Source organism: Acinetobacter sp. UBA6571, from assembly GCF_002434085.1.
Lineage (GTDB): Bacteria > Pseudomonadota > Gammaproteobacteria > Pseudomonadales > Moraxellaceae > Acinetobacter > Acinetobacter radioresistens.
This window is the reverse complement of record NZ_DJJJ01000060.1, coordinates 1-15,666: the sequence shown is the minus strand read 5'-3', so window position 1 is coordinate 15,666 and position 15,666 is coordinate 1. Positions and strand designations below refer to the sequence as shown.

The 15,666-nt window shown below is 38.6% G+C and carries 17 protein-coding genes; 16 read left to right on the top strand and 1 reads right to left on the bottom strand.

Annotated elements, in window-relative coordinates; all coding sequences use genetic code 11:
• Window positions 1–24 precede the first annotated feature (24 nt).
• Window positions 25–960 carry a LysR family transcriptional regulator gene (locus tag B3X18_RS12380; RefSeq protein ID WP_005015513.1) on the bottom strand — a complete coding sequence of 312 codons (936 nt, stop codon included), beginning with the start codon at window positions 958–960 and terminating at the stop codon, window positions 25–27.
• A gap of 107 nt (window positions 961–1,067) precedes the next feature.
• On the opposite strand from B3X18_RS12380, the gene B3X18_RS12375 reads away from it, so the two are divergent.
• The 16 genes from B3X18_RS12375 (at window position 1,068) to B3X18_RS12300 (ending at window position 15,626) form a co-directional block, all read left to right on the top strand.
• Entirely contained in the window at window positions 1,068–2,228 is a 1,161-nt protein-coding gene (locus tag B3X18_RS12375; RefSeq protein WP_005015516.1) for an acyl-CoA dehydrogenase family protein, read from the top strand.
• Window positions 2,229–2,242: 14 nt separating this feature from the next.
• On the top strand, window positions 2,243–3,064 hold the full coding sequence (locus B3X18_RS12370) for an HpcH/HpaI aldolase/citrate lyase family protein (protein ID WP_005015518.1): 822 nt from the start codon (window positions 2,243–2,245) through the stop codon (window positions 3,062–3,064).
• 17 nt (window positions 3,065–3,081) lie between these two features.
• Complete coding sequence (locus B3X18_RS12365) at window positions 3,082–3,921, top strand: MaoC/PaaZ C-terminal domain-containing protein (RefSeq protein ID WP_005015521.1); 840 nt, start codon at window positions 3,082–3,084, stop codon at window positions 3,919–3,921.
• A 5-nt stretch (window positions 3,922–3,926) separates the two neighbouring features.
• A complete protein-coding gene (locus tag B3X18_RS12360) occupies window positions 3,927–5,117 on the top strand; it encodes a CaiB/BaiF CoA transferase family protein (protein WP_005015523.1) in 1,191 nt (396 codons plus the stop codon).
• 301 nt (window positions 5,118–5,418) lie between these two features.
• Window positions 5,419–6,312 (top strand): LysR family transcriptional regulator, encoded by an 894-nt coding sequence (locus tag B3X18_RS12355; RefSeq protein WP_005015524.1) that lies wholly within the window; start codon window positions 5,419–5,421, stop codon window positions 6,310–6,312.
• Between the two features lie 135 nt (window positions 6,313–6,447).
• Entirely contained in the window at window positions 6,448–7,122 is a 675-nt protein-coding gene (locus tag B3X18_RS12350; RefSeq protein WP_005015526.1) for a 3-oxoacid CoA-transferase subunit A, read from the top strand.
• A 5-nt stretch (window positions 7,123–7,127) separates the two neighbouring features.
• Window positions 7,128–7,772, top strand: a complete 645-nt coding sequence (locus tag B3X18_RS12345; protein WP_005015530.1) for a 3-oxoacid CoA-transferase subunit B — start codon at window positions 7,128–7,130, stop codon at window positions 7,770–7,772.
• Between the two features lie 31 nt (window positions 7,773–7,803).
• On the top strand, window positions 7,804–9,069 hold the full coding sequence (locus tag B3X18_RS12340; protein WP_005015535.1) for an MFS transporter: 1,266 nt from the start codon (window positions 7,804–7,806) through the stop codon (window positions 9,067–9,069).
• Between the two features lie 2 nt (window positions 9,070–9,071).
• Window positions 9,072–9,395 carry an EthD domain-containing protein gene (locus B3X18_RS12335; protein WP_034688803.1) on the top strand — a complete coding sequence of 108 codons (324 nt, stop codon included), beginning with the start codon at window positions 9,072–9,074 and terminating at the stop codon, window positions 9,393–9,395.
• A gap of 32 nt (window positions 9,396–9,427) precedes the next feature.
• Window positions 9,428–9,706, top strand: coding sequence for a muconolactone Delta-isomerase (gene catC, locus B3X18_RS12330; RefSeq protein WP_005015541.1), 279 nt, complete (start codon window positions 9,428–9,430; stop codon window positions 9,704–9,706).
• Between the two features lie 34 nt (window positions 9,707–9,740).
• Window positions 9,741–11,003: an acetyl-CoA hydrolase/transferase family protein gene (locus B3X18_RS12325; protein WP_005015544.1), complete on the top strand. Its 1,263-nt coding sequence runs from the start codon at window positions 9,741–9,743 to the stop codon at window positions 11,001–11,003.
• 11 nt (window positions 11,004–11,014) lie between these two features.
• Window positions 11,015–12,208: an acetyl-CoA C-acetyltransferase gene (locus B3X18_RS12320; RefSeq protein WP_005015545.1), complete on the top strand. Its 1,194-nt coding sequence runs from the start codon at window positions 11,015–11,017 to the stop codon at window positions 12,206–12,208.
• 36 nt (window positions 12,209–12,244) lie between these two features.
• Complete coding sequence (locus B3X18_RS12315) at window positions 12,245–13,147, top strand: MBL fold metallo-hydrolase (protein WP_005015547.1); 903 nt, start codon at window positions 12,245–12,247, stop codon at window positions 13,145–13,147.
• A 56-nt stretch (window positions 13,148–13,203) separates the two neighbouring features.
• The gene (locus B3X18_RS12310) at window positions 13,204–14,547 is read left to right on the top strand and encodes an OprD family outer membrane porin (RefSeq protein WP_005015549.1); all 1,344 of its coding nucleotides are present in this window, start codon (window positions 13,204–13,206) and stop codon (window positions 14,545–14,547) included.
• 27 nt (window positions 14,548–14,574) lie between these two features.
• Window positions 14,575–14,871, top strand: a complete 297-nt coding sequence (locus tag B3X18_RS12305) for a YciI family protein (protein WP_005015552.1) — start codon at window positions 14,575–14,577, stop codon at window positions 14,869–14,871.
• Between the two features lie 50 nt (window positions 14,872–14,921).
• Entirely contained in the window at window positions 14,922–15,626 is a 705-nt protein-coding gene (locus B3X18_RS12300; RefSeq protein WP_005015554.1) for an SDR family oxidoreductase, read from the top strand.
• Window positions 15,627–15,666 lie beyond the last annotated feature (40 nt).

The following is a 15,666-nucleotide window of genomic DNA, read 5'->3' as shown; positions in this document are numbered from 1 at the left end:
GATTTTATAAATAAAATTTAGATATTAACTTTCATATATCCATTGAGCATTCGGCCATTTTTTCTCATCAATAGATTGCTCAACACAACCAATAATTTCGCGTGAAATAATCCTAATATGCTTGGGGATATTTCTTGTAGAGTGCGTTGCTAAAGTAATCACACGAGAAAATGAGGGGTCTAAAATTGGAGTAACTTTAATTAATCCTGCCCTATACTCATTTATTACAGAAACTAGGGGTAAGATTGTATAACCAAAGTCCTGGATAACTAGCTGTTTTTGTATATTCAAATCATTAGTTTCAGCATAAATCTTTAAGTTAGCTTCATTTTGCTTATAAGCCTGCTCAATCAGAGATCGCAATCGATGAGGGTGAAAAGGTAAAATTAATGGAAATGGCTCTATTTTTTTAAGTTCAAGGACTTCATTTTGCTGAAGTGTAGATTGAGCCGATCCTATTAAAAATAGTGGCTCTTTTACCAACGGAGTCAAATCAATTAACTTAGAAGGTGTAGTGTCATACATTAAAGCTAAATCAATATCTCCAGCCTCTAACCATTCTTTTAAATGCCCAGAATATCCCACTGATATTTTCACTTGTACTTCAGGATACTTCTCCTTGATCAACTTCATAATCAAAGCAGAAAGTAATTCACTAATACTCGACAATACACCGATATGAACTTTCCCTCGTATCATTCCTTTATTTGCGGTTAATTCTAATTTGGCAGTCTCAACTTCTTCTAAGATTCTTCTTGCATAAGGTTCTAGTAACTTACCATCCTCAGTCAAAGCCATCCCATGACGGGAACGGTTAAATAATTTCACTCCTAATTCTTCTTCAAGCATTTGAATCTGACGTGATACAGCAGGCTGCACAATATTTAGCATAGCTGCAGCCTTAGTAAGGTTTTCTACTTCTAATATTGTAACGAAAGTCCGTAATTGTTTGATGTCCATTTCAATAATTTTCTAGCATGACTTCCATCAGAATATACTATTTTAAATTATTTTACATAACAATATATGATCAAAAATATAAAAGGGATCATGATAAGGCCATTCAAATGAAAAGCACTTTTAATAACTACCAAGAAATCCGTGAAGCTGTTCGTGCATTATGTGCGCAATTTCCAGATGAATATCATCGCAAAATTGATGAAGACAAAACTTATCCTGAAGAGTTTGTAGATGCCTTAACTAGTGCAGGCTGGTTGGCAGCAATGATTCCAGAAGAATTTGGCGGTTCAGGATTGGGCTTGGCTGAAGCATCTGTAGTTATGGAAGAAATTAATCGCAGTGGCGGAAACTCAGGCGCTTGTCACGGTCAAATGTATAACATGAGTACACTGTTACGTAACGGCTCTCAGGTACAGAAAGAATTTTATTTACCTAAAATCGCATCTGGTGAATGGCGTCTACAATCTATGGCAGTGACAGAACCTACGACGGGTACAGATACTACAAAGATTCGTACCACCGCAGTAAAAAAAGGTGACAGTTATGTGATTAATGGTCAAAAGGTGTGGATTTCACGTGTGCAGCATAGTGATTGGATGATTCTTCTGGCACGAACAACGCCTTTGGCTGAAGTGAAAAAGAAATCTGAAGGCATGTCTATTTTCATGGTTGATATTAAAGAAGCCATGAAATCAGGCATGGCGGTGCAACCTATTCCCAATATGGTGAATCACGAAACCAATGAATTATTTTTTGAAAACCTAGAAATTCCTGAAGAAAACTTAATCGGTGAAGAAGGTAAAGGTTTTAAATATATTCTAGATGGCCTGAATGCAGAACGTACTTTAATTGCTGCAGAATGTATTGGTGATGGTTATTGGTTTATGGATCGCGCAACCAAATATGTAAAAGACCGAGAAGTATTTGGCCGTCCAATTGGTCAAAACCAAGGTGTGCAGTTCCCGCTTGCTGAATCTTTCATTGAAATCGAAGCTGCAAACTTAATGCGTTTCCGTGCTTGTGAACTGTTTGATCATGGCCAGTCTTGCGGTGCTGAAGCAAATATGGCGAAGTATCTGGCTGCTAAATCAAGCTGGGAAGCAGCAAATCACTGCTTGCAATTCCATGGCGGTTTTGGATTTGCCAATGAATACGATATTGAGCGTAAATTCCGTGAAACCCGCCTGTATCAAGTTGCCCCTATTTCGACGAATTTAATTCTCAGTTATGTTGCTGAACATTTACTTGATTTACCGCGCTCATTCTAAATAAAGGCTACAGCATGGAAAAAGTACAAAAATCTGCACGCTCTTATCTTTTTGTACCGGCTAATCGTGTAGAACGTTTTGAAAAAGCGCTCAGCACATCAGCGGATGCAATTATTATCGATTTAGAAGATGCGGTTCCAGTGAATTTAAAAAATTCAGCCAGAGAAACTTTAAAATATTGGCTGATGGAGCATCCACAAAAAAATATGATGATCCGTATCAATTCAAAAAACAGCGAATGGTTTGCGGACGATATCCAGTTGGCAAAATTCAGCAATGTGCAAGCGATTGTGTTACCCAAAACTGAATCTGTTGCAGATATTGATGCTGTGACTGCTATTCGTGCAATGGATATATTCGCACTGATCGAAACCCCGCTTGGATTTGTCAATATCCGTCAAATTGCTCAGGCAAAATCGGTTAAGGCACTGATATTCGGTTCAATTGATTTTCAGTTAGAAATGAATATGCAAGGCGGTTATGAGGAGCTTTTGTCATTTCGTAATGAATTCGTATTGGCTTCTAAACTTGCAGGAATCGAGTCTCCTATCGATGGGGTTACTGTTGACTTCAAAGACGAAGCTTTAGTTGAAAAGGAAACCTTACAAGCCAAGAATCTGGGTTTTGCAGGAAAACTTTGTATTCATCCAAAGCAGATCGATATTGTGAATACTGCATTTAGTCCAACAGATGTTGAAATTCAGTGGGCGCAGCGTGTTTTGGATGCTATTAATCAAGCCCAAGGCCAAGCCATCAGCCTAGATGGAAAAATGATTGATTTACCCGTCATTTTGAGAGCGCAAAAGATTTTGAAGCAAGCGGGTTTAAACGCATAAAGGATTAAGGAGTGGTCATGGAAAACTACAGTAATTGGATTGGAAAAAAAGAAGTACTGGATGATTATTCAGATCATCGTCCTGTAGCAATGATGCAGGCTTTACTCAATGAAGAAAATAAGTTACCGGCTGATTTACCGCATTTATATCATTGGTTTTATTTTCTACCTTTGGTTAACGGACAGGATCTTGCTCTAGATGGACATCCTAAAAAAGGCGGATTCTTACCCCCTATTCCTTTTCCTAAGCGTATGTGGGCAGGCAGCCGCTTAGAGTTCATCAAACCCATTGCCGCTCATCAATCCATATGTCGTGAATCAGAAATTTTAAAGGTTGAGTTCAAACATGGAAAAAGCGGTGACATGTATTTCGTTACCGTTCAGCATTCAATTTATGCAGAAAATGAATTGGCCATCATTGAAGAACAAGACATTGTGTATCGTGATGTAAGCAACCAAGTACAACGTGCTCCTCAGAAGCAGCCTGAAAATGCAGAAACAAAAGCATTCGATTATAAAAAATCGTTCCCTATCGATCCTGTGACGCTATTCAGGTATTCGGCTGTGACATTCAATGGACATCGTATTCATTATGACCGTCCTTATGCCACCCAAGAAGAAGGTTATCCTGGCCTTGTGGTGCATGGCCCACTTTTAGCCACTCTTTTAATTCATCATTTCAAACAAGAATATCCAGATAAACAAATTACTCATTTTGAGTTTCGTGCGGTGAATCCAGTCTTTGATTTTGATGATTTTCAAATCTATGGCAGTATTAAATCCACGCAAGGAGAATTATGGATTCAAAAAGACAATGGTCAAATTTGCATGAAAGCAAAAATTTCTTTTAAGGAATAAGTCCAATGCTTCCTTTAAATGATATTACCGTCATTACACTCGAGCATGCAATTGCTGCACCATTTTGTACACGGCAACTCGCAGATTTAGGTGCACGGGTAATCAAGATTGAGCGTCCAAATATCGGTGACTTCGCACGAAAATATGATGAGCGTGTCGATGGAATGTCTTCGCATTTTGTATGGGCCAATCGGTCTAAAGAAAGCTTAACACTGGATATTAAAACTCAAGCGGCTCAAGATATTCTCAGGCAGCTTGTATTAACAGCAGATGTACTGGTGCAAAACCTTGCGCCAGGTTCTGCTTCCCGGCTTGGTCTGTCTTTTGAAGAATTGTCTGCAATCAATCCGAAAATTGTTGTCTGTGATATCTCAGGGTATGGTGATGATGCTGAAAATCCCGGTCCTTATCATGATAAAAAGGCCTATGACTTACTGATTCAGAGTGAATCCGGATTTTTATCGATCACTGGCACCGAAAATGAGTATACAAAAGCAGGCTGTTCTATTTCTGATATTGCTGCCGGTATGTATGCCTATTCCAATATTTTGGCTGCCTTGATTGAACGCGCTAAGACAGGTAAAGGAAAACGTATTGATATTTCGATGCTTGAAAGCATGACTGAATGGATGGGCTATCCGCTCTATTATGCGTTTCGTGGCAATACCGCGCCTCAGCGGACCGGAGCCTCGCACGCAACCATCTATCCTTATGGTCTTTTCCATACGGGTGATGATAAACAAGTCATTTTAGCGGTTCAAAATGAGCGGGAATGGAAAGCCTTTTGCAAATTTGTATTGCAAGACGTTACACTTTCAGAAATGCCTGAATTCATAAACAATACATTACGCTCAAAAAATCGTGAAAAACTACAAGCTATTATTTTAGATGTATTTAAACATTTAACTCAGACAGAAGTGATCAATCGTTTAGATCTTGCCAATATTGCCAGGGCGAATGTGAATGAAATGAAAGACGTCTGGCATCATCCACAATTACAAGCACGACAGCGCTGGACTGCGGTAGACACCCCGGTTGGTCGAGTTCCGACACTTAAACCCGTCGGATGCAAGAATGATAAAGATTACCAAATCGGTCCTGTACCAGACCTGGGAGAACATACCCAGGCAATTCTAGAGGAATTAGGCTATAGCAGAGTTGCCATTCAAGAATTTATTGACCAAGCCATCATTTAGGATTTTCCGGTTTTCCAGCATCATATAGGCCGTGATGTTGGATTTTTTGAAAATATCGATATCCCTTAGGTGCCGTCAATACAGGACGCTATTCTCCTTACGGCTCTTCATTTAGTGTTTTGGGTCACCTATCCCTAATGGAATGATTTAAAAATACATACCAGCAACCTCACTTTGGTCTAACAATAATCACATTTCATATATAGTGAAAAAATGAAATACTTTTGACTTAATATCAATTCAAGTAAGTATTGCTGCGAATAATCTTTTTTAATTTTAATAATTTCACGCGAGTAAACCTGTGAACTTTGATTTAAATGATTTCAGGCTGATTCTGAATATCGCCGAGACTCAAAATTTAACTCGGGCTGCTGAAAAAACCTTTATTTCGACACCTGCAGCCAGTAACCGGATTAAGAATCTAGAACAGCAATTAGGCCTAAAAATTTTAGAGCGCTCATCTCAAGGTGTCAGACTAACTGAAATTGGCCAGATTTATCTCAAATACGCAAAATCTTTCCAGCATGAAATTGAATGCCTGAAAGGTGAATTGTCTCAATTTAACAACCTAATTCAGGGCAAATTAACCATTGCCGCTAACACCACGGCCATCACTGAATATATTCCTAATGCACTGTCGGAATATTTAATTACCCATCCACATGTCGATGTAAATCTGAAAGAGATGACCAGTGAAGAGATCATTCATGTGGTCGCAGACCGGCAAGTGGATTTAGGCATTATTTCAGGCGATATCGACACCGATCATTTACAGACTTTACCTTTAATTTCTTCTCAACTCGTTTTGATTACACCGAAAATGCACCCTTTACTGGAAATTGAAAATATCACTTTAATCGATATTATTGAGTATTCTGTAGTGACCTTAAACGAAGGCAGCGCCATTCAGCAGTTCTTATATAAGCTTGCCCTTCAACTAGACAAAAAAATCAACATCCGAGTTCAGGTTTCAAGCTACGATTCCATCTGTCAAATGGTCGCTGCCGGTGCCGGCATCTCCATCATTCCGCTGGCGGCATTTCAGCGCCTCCAGCATATTCATCCCCAGCTTACCTGCACCAAAATCAATGAAAAATGGGCGCAGCGCAGCTTTAAAATCTGTTCAATAAATTTCAATCAAATAAGTCAATTTTCTAAAGATTTTATCCAGTGTTTACAAGCACACATTCATTAAGTATTTGATTTTTTATGCTGAATTTTGCGTTAACTAGAGGTTAACACAGATTTCAAATTATAAAATTGTGCCAAACACTAGAATGTGTGACCTTACTATTAAGTATAAGAAACTTGAATTTTACAAGGTAGTAAGATGATCAATAAAATCTTCAATTCGGCAAAGGATATTGTCATAGACATTCAAGATGGTTCAATCATTGCAATTGGTGGCTTTGGTGGATCTGGTATGCCCAATCAACTTATCGATGCACTCATTGAACAAGGTGCGAAAGATCTAACTATTGTAAGTAATAATGCGGGGAATGGTGATCAAGGTCTTGCAGCACTACTCAAAGCTAAACGCGTCAAAAAACTAATTTGTTCTTTCCCTCGCCAAAAAGACGCATATGTTTTTGAAGAACTATATCGCAATAATGAAATTGAACTTGAAGTTGTACCTCAAGGTACGCTTGCAGAACGTTTAAGAGCTGCTGGTTGCGGTATCGGTGGGTTTTATACACGTACAGCTTATGGCACCTTACTTTCAGAAAATAAAGAGACCAAAGAAATAGATGGTCAAGGTTACGTCTTTGAGAAAGCTTTGGCCGTAGATTACAGCCTGATTTATGCCAAGGCAGGCGATCGATGGGGCAATCTAATTTACAACAAAACTGCACGTAATTTCGCTCCTATTATGGCTATGGCTGCAAAAACTACTTTAGTCGCTGTAGATCAAATCTGTGAACTTGGTGATTTAGACCCAGAAATCATTATTACTCCTGGAATTTTTGTCGATCGTGTGACACTAAAAAGTGAAATTGGAGCATAAGCATTATGGATATCCAACAAAAAAATAATCTTGCTCAACGTGTGGCTCAAGATATACCAGAAGGTTCATATGTCAATTTAGGTATTGGTTTACCGACTCTAGTTGCAGACTATTTCACTGATAAAGAAGTGATTCTACAAAGTGAAAATGGTGTTTTAGGTCAATGGACTCAAGCTGAAAAGGGTAAAGAAAATTGGGATTTGATCAATGCCGGAAAAGAAGCGATTGATTTAAAAAAAGGTGGTGCCTTTTTTCATCATGCGGACTCTTTTGGAATGATGCGCGGTGGACATTTGGATTACTGTATTTTAGGTGCATTCCAAATTTCAGCCAACGGTGATCTAGCCAATTGGCATACAGGACATCCAGATGCCATTCCTGCTGTAGGTGGTGCAATGGATCTTGCTTCAGGCGCACAAAATGTTTACGTCATGATGGAACATTTAACCAAGCAAGGCCAAAGTAAAATTTTAGAAGAATGTAGCTATCCATTAACTGGATTGGCCTGCGTAAACCGTGTTTATACAGAGATTGCGACTTTTGAATTTATTAAAGGCCAAGTATTTGTAATTGATATCGTTTCACCTCATACACCCGAATATATCCAAACTATTACAGATGTACCGCTGGATTTTTCAAGAATGAAATAAATTATAAATCGATTTTACAAAGGAGATGTAAATGGGAATGTTAAATTGGTACAAGGAATCGGATTCCAACCAGAAAAAGACATTTTGGGCATGTTATGCAGGATGGGCTCTTGACTCTTATGACATGCAAATTTTTAGTTTTTTATTACCCGTCATTATGGCAACTTGGGCTCTTACCCAAACTCAGGTTGGCCTGATTGGTACAGTTGCCCTGATTGTTACTGCCATTGGTGGATGGATCGCAGGTATTTTGGCCGACCGTTATGGTCGTGTAAAAATCCTGATGTTTACTATTTTATGGTTTACATTTTTTGGCATACTGGCAGGATTTGCACAAAACTATGAACAGCTTTTAGTCGCAAGGACGCTACAAGGTCTTGGTTTTGGTGGCGAATGGGCTGTGGGTGCGGCACTCATGGCCGAAGCTGTTTCTGCAAAACACAAAAATAAGGCTGTCGGCTTTGTCCAGTCAGGAATGGCTTTAGGTTGGGCAGGATCGGTGATTGTAGCCACAATACTTATTACGATGCTACCACCAGAATGGTCTTGGCGTGTGGTTTTTTGGACTGGTGTCATTCCCGCTTTAATTGTGATTTATATTCGCCGTAATGTGAAAGAATCAGTTAAATTCGTTAATGATGTGGCTAAAAATAAAGAAAATATTGAGAAAGCATCTTTTAGTTCTATTTTCAAAAAAGAATATTTACGTTCAACCATTTTCGCAAGTTTACTCGTTATAGGTTTACAAGCAGCATGCTATGCCATTCTTATTTGGATTCCGACCCTGATGAATGAGCGTGGACTGAGTCCAAGTTCTAAAATTGTCACGATTTTAATTATGGCTGCAGGAGCATTTGCAGGCTTTATGTTTACAGCTTATCTAGCTGATAAATGGGGTCGTAAACAGACTCTGATTGGTATGTCTATTTTGAGCTGGATTGTGACCGTGGTGTATATGTTGATTGCAATGAATCAATACATCACCTTGGCACTGGGCTTCTTTGTCGGTTTCTCTTCAATCGGTATGTTTGCAGCACTTGGACCATTTTTAACAGACTTATTTCCGACTCATATTCGTACCACAGGTATGGGCTTTTCCTACAATGTCGGAAAATCATTTGGTGCTCTATCAGTCGTTGGTGTGGGTATTCTTGCTGAATCATTAGGTCTTGCTCCCTCGATCGGTTTGTTCTGCTTAACAGCTTACGGCTTAGCAACAGTCTCTATTTTACTCATTAGAGTGCCTAAAGATGAACCTAACTTAATATCTCATCATTATCAAAAACAGGGAGTTTAAATATGATCCGTATCCTTTATTTACTTGCTAAACCAGAAGACATGAGTAAAGAAAAATTTGATCAAGAATGTCTACGCCACTTTGAAATGTCAGCCGGTATTCCAGGTTTATATAAATATGAAGTTCGCTTGATTGCTTCAGAACCTACCGATATTCATGTTCCCTTCTTTGATGTGCCGGATGTCGATGCTATTGGAGAATGCTGGTTCGAAAATGAACAACAAATGCAAACTTATATGAACTCTGAAATTCGTAAAAACTGGTTTGAACATGGCAAGACTTTCATTGGCAAGTTGAAGCCATTTATAACCAAAGACGTCGGATAAGACTTATTCATCAAATATTAAGGATAATAAATATGCTTTTTTGTGTAGAAATGACTGTAAAAATTCCATTAGATAGTGATCCTGTAAAAATGGATGAAATTAAACGCGCTGAAAAAGAACGTGCTATTGATCTACAGAAAGCAGGTAAATGGCCACATTTATGGCGTGTCACAGGTAAATATTCCAACATCAGTATTTTTGATGTTGAAAGCAATAATGAATTACATGATTTACTGATGAGTTTGCCTTTATTTCCCTATATGGATATTAAAGTGACAGCATTATCTCAACACCCATCTTCAATTCACTAACGCTGAATACCTTTTAAGATCAAGGATGATCATCATGGAAAAGATATACGATATTTCTCAGCTTGATTTATCCAGCTATGTTCGACATGGTGATCGCGTGGTATGGGGCCAGGCTCAAGCTGAGCCCATACCGCTTACTCAAAATTTAATTCAAAATCGTAAAAAAATTGGGAAACTTAAAGTTTTTTTAGGTATTAGCCAGTTTCCTACTTGCCTACCTGAATACTCCGAACATGTTGAATATCTGAGCTATTGTGGTGCAGGACATAATCGAACCCTTGCACAACATCAGGTTTTAGATATTGTGCCTGTGCATTATTCGCAACTTCCCCGTTTAATCGAAGATCAACAGCTTAAACTAGATGTTGTATTGATTCAGGTTTCAGCAGCAAATGCTCAAGGACAATATAGTTATAGCTTGGCACAAGATTATTTAAAATCTGCCCTCCGACATGCTCGAATTGTGATTGCAGAAGTCAATCAGCAAGCACCTTGGGTGTATTCGGATGAATATTTAACTGAGGCTGATTTTGATGTGATGGTGTATACCGACCGGAAAATCGAAGCACAACATAGTGCTGATTATTCAGCAACTACTCAAAGAATTGCTCAAAATGTTGCCTCTTGCATCCCCGATCATTCAACTTTACAACTTGGAATTGGCTCTATTCCCGAGGCCATTATGCAGGCTTTGGATCAACATCAACATTTAGGTATTCATTCAGGCATTATTAGTGATGGTGTTGCAGAATTGATGCAAAAAGGGGTGATTACCAATCAGAAAAAAAGTATTAATCCTGGAAAAACCATCACAGGTTTAATTGTAGGTTCTTCTAAATTACATCAATTTGTTCATCAAAATTCAGGCATTGAACTGCGTTCAACCGAATATACCCATCATGCTGCGACTCTTGCTGCTATTCAAAAATTTATTGCGATCAACTCGGCAATTGAAGTTGATTTAACAGGTCAGGTAAATGCTGAGATTGCCAATAAAACCTATGTGGGCGCTGTAGGTGGAGCTTTAGACTTTATTCGTGCAGCCAATCAGTCTCATGGGGGCGTTTCAATTATTGCCCTGCCTGCTTCTGGAAAAAGTTTTAGTCGTATCGTAAGCAAGCTACAAGGCCCCGTGTCTACACCGCGCAGTGATGCCGGGCTGATTGTGACTGAATATGGAATCGCCGATTTACGCGGTTTAAGCATTCCCCAACGCATTAAAAAAATGATTGCAATTGCACATCCCCATTTTCAAAAAGAACTTGAACAACAGGCTATGGATTTGGCACTAATTTAAAGGAATTCAAAATGAAAGACGCTTATATTATCAGCCCACTGCGTACCCCAATTGGTAAATTTGGTGGTGTACTTGCCTCTTTAACTGCAGTCGATCTCGCTGTAAAAGTCATTCAATCCATCGTAGAGAAAACTGGAATAGATACTAGCACTTTAGATGACGTCATTATTGCGCAGTCATACTCATCTAGTGAGGCACCTTGTATTGGACGCTATGCGGCTTTAGCTGCAGGACTTCCAATTGAAGTTCCCGGTTATACATTAGATCGACGTTGTGGTTCAGGCTTACAAGCGATTATCAATGCAGCAATGACCATTCAATCCGGAAATGCTGAAGCTATTATGGTTGTTGGTGTAGAAAGTATGAGTAATATTGAATATTACTCTACCAATATGCGTTGGGGTAGCCGCGCAGGTAATGTCACTTTCTTTGATCGACTGGAACGTGGTCGTGAAAGATCTCAGCCGATTGAACGCTTTGGAGCTATTTCAGGCATGCCAGAAACTGCTGATAATCTGGCCCGAGACTATAATATTGGTCGTGAAGAGTGTGATGCTTTTGCTCTACAAAGTCATCAAAAAGCCCAGCAAGCTTGGGATACAGGAAAGTTTAAAGAGGAAGTGATTCCGCTTGAAGTGAAATCCAAAAAAGAATCCAAAATTATTGATTTTGATGAAGGTATTCGTGCAAATAGTACTATTGAAAGTTTAGCTAAACTAAAAACCTTATTGCCAAATGGTGTCACCACCGCAGGTAACTCAAGTCAACAAAACGATGCTGCTGCAGGCTGCCTAATTGTAAGTAAAGAATATTTAGAAAAACATCATTTGCAACCGATAGCCAAAATCACCGGCTGGAGCGCGGCAGGTTGCGATCCAAGCCGAATGGGTATTGGCCCTGTATCTGCGGTGAATAAACTACTTAAAAAACTAGATATGTCTCTTAAAGAAATTGATTTGATCGAAATCAATGAAGCCTTTGCAGCTCAAGCCTTAGCAGTAATCAAAGGCTTAAATATTACTGATACTTCTCATATCAATGTGAACGGTTCAGGAATTTCTCTGGGTCATCCTATTGGTGCAACAGGACTTCGTATCATGACGTCTTTAGTACATGAGATGAAACGCCGTAATGCTCGATATGGTTTAGAGACTATGTGTATTGGTGGTGGACAAGGTTTAGCTGCCCTATTTGAACATGTTTAAGTATTAAATTAAAGAATATTTGTTAAGGAGTGACCCATGATTGAATCAAGAATGATTGGTGAAGTAAAAGTAACCCGTATTCATGAATATGCTGGCCCGAGCCATGATCCAAAATTTTTATTTCCGACAGCAGATCAAAGTCTGTTAGAAGAGCATAAAGATATGCTTGCACCACATCATTGGATTCCACAAATGAATCGTCTTATTGTCAGTATTCAATTTTGGGTGGTTCATGCGGGTAATAATATTATTGTGATTGATACCGGTGTTGGTAATTTCAAACAACGTCCAGAAATTCCTCGGATGCATATGCTGAATAACTTGATCACTGAGTGGATGACAGCTGCTGGCGCACCTCCTGAAAAGGTAACTCATGTGGTGATTACCCATTTACACTCTGACCATGTTGGCTGGAATACGATTTGGAAAGACAACCGCTGGACACCAACCTTCCCTAATGCCAAATACTATTTACCTAAAGAGGACTTTGATTTTTGTCATGAAGGAAAAAATAAAGAACCTGGCGTTATCGATGTTTTTGGTGATTCCTTCTTCGATAGTGTAATGCCCGTATTTAACGAAGGTCTGGTTGAGTTTATAAAACCTCACACTGAAATTGCCGATTGCTTAGTTGTAGAGCCTGCACCCGGTCATAGCCCAGGACAAGTCACTTTTCGTGTTAGCTCTCAAGGAGAAGAAGCAATCTTTTGTGGCGACGTATTCCATAGTCCACTACAAATTGTTCGTCCTGAAATCAATTCAGGTTATTGCATTTGGCCGGATATCGCACGAAAAACTCGGCTTGAATGCTTGGAGCGTGCTGTAAGCCGAGAAGCTTTACTCTTGCCTGTTCACTTTGGTGACCCGTATTGTGGCTACATTCGTAAACAAGATAATGGATTTATCTTTGAACCTTCAGATACTTGGGATCGTGTTTAATTGATCCCCTCAACTGTCTGAATAATTATTTTTAATACTTAAAAGGATTTAAAAAAATGAAAAAACCAGTAAATAAAAATTTACTGGTTATGGGTACTCTTTGCCTATCCATAACCAGTATCAATACAACTCGGGCTGATGTTATTGATGATACAAAATTTAATGTGCTAGCAAAAAACTATTATTTCAATCGCGACTTTCGTAAAGGTGAATTTAATTCTGCCGGACAGAATGCTCAATTACCTGTATCTGAACGTAAAGGTTATCGTGAAGAATGGACCCAAGGTTTCATTGCCAACATAGAGACAGGTTGGACAGATACGCCTATACAGTTCGGTTTAAACGGTTATGGCCTGATTGCTTTAAAACTCGATAGTGATGGATATCGAACTGGTACAAATAATTTAGAAGTCGACTCGACAGGAAAACCTAAATCGGCAACCGCCGAATTTGGCGGTGCCTTACGGGCAAAATATAAGGAAACTGAAGCAGTACTAGGTAATCAATTCCCGAACAATCCTATTCTTGGAACCAATTATTCGCGTCTACTTCCTTCAATGTCGACAGGTCTATCGATTAAGGATCAGAGCTTTGAGAATCTCAATTTAGATTTTGGTTATTTTACGCAGATGAGCCCTGTTGATTCGACCGATCGCTTAAACTATTTTAATACTGATTACAATAATGGAATTCAAGGTGATTATGTTGCCTATATAGGAGCAACCCATAAACACGATAATATTGAAACTTCTGCTTATATTTCAGAATTAGAGAATGTCTGGATGCAATATTATTTAGGAGCAAAATATAAACATCAAATTGATGCTCAATCAAATTTCAATCTACAAACAAATAACTATATTAACCGAGATACAGGTGATGCCACGGGCGGAAATATTAGTACAAGTATTGTTTCAGTAATGGGAACCTATAAATTATCTAACCACAATTTCAGTTTAGCTTATCAACAAGTATTAGGTGACGAGCCCTTTGACTGGATAGGATTTAACAATAATGGAGGAATTCCTAGTACCCCCAATACTGTGCAGTTCTCAACATTTACTGAGGCCAAAGAAAAATCAGCTCAAGTTAAATATGAAATCGACTTCTCACCTTATGGAGTTGATGGTTTATCATTTATGACTCGTTATCTATATGGCTGGGATATGGATAATACAGGGAGTGATAATGTTTTTTACACCAAACGTCATGTTTATGACCAGAGTATAGATAACAAACATTGGGAAAGAGATATCGAATTACGTTACAAAGTTAAGCAAGGCATTGCGAAAGATCTTGATGTTCGTCTTCGTCAAGCCACTCATAGAGCAACTAAAGGCTATAGATATGGGAATATTGATGAAGTCCGTTTAATTCTTGAATATCCATTTTCATTCTAATAGAGCTTAATATACGAGGAAATTAAAATGCCTTATGTTGTAGAAACCTGGGACAAAATAGACCATCAACTTCTTAGAAAAAAATTAAGACAGGATCATTTAGATTATCTAAATCAAAATCTTGAACTACTTTTAGCTTGTGGCGCAAAGTTGGATGATAATGGCCAAGACTTAGGCGGTGGAATTTATATTATTGATGTAGCTTCAAGAGAAGCTGCTCAAAAATTTATTGAACAAGATCCTTTTTACATTGGAGGTCTATTTCAGAAAATCAAAATAGACCGCTGGAGAAAGGCTTATTTGGACGGAAAATTTTGCTTATAAAAATATGGAGAGCATGGTTTTACCATGCTTTTTTTACAAGGAATGTAATCATGTCAAAAATTAATAAAGTTCTCATCACAGGCGGTGCTCGAGGAATCGGTGCTGCAATTGCTCAACAATGTAAAAAAAATGGATGGTATCCAATTATTTTAGATAAAGAGAGTGCGGATATAGAAGTCGATTTATTAGATGTAGAAGCAACTGCCGCCGCACTGAAAAAGCTTCTAAAAGATGGCCCCATTACTCGCTTAGTGAATAATGTTGGAATGGTCAAACCAGACAATATTGAGAATCAAAGTTTAGACGATTTTAATCAAGTACTTAGTCTCAATGTACGATGCTCCTTACAGTGTATTCAAGCCCTACTTCCAAATATGAAATCAGAAAACTTTGGACGTATTGTTAATATGTCTTCTAGAGCAGCTTTAGGTAAAACACAGCGAAGTGCTTATGCAGTGAGCAAAGCTGGCCTTATTGGCTTAAGTAGAGTAGCAGCGCTAGAACTTGGTGTTTATGGTATTACTGTAAATTCGATTGCACCGGGTCCAATAGAAACAGAGCTTTTCACCGCAGCTAACCCACCCGATTCACCCGTAACGCAACAGATTTTACAAAGTATTCCTGTAAAACGACTGGGACAACCTTCAGATATTGCACATGCATGTTCATATTTTTTAAGTGATGAAGCAAGTTTTGTTACAGGCCAGACTCTATACGTGTGTGGCGGTATGAGTATCGGAGCAACTCCAGTCTAAATAAATTTCCTAAGGAAAAAGTATCATGAGAAGATGGTTA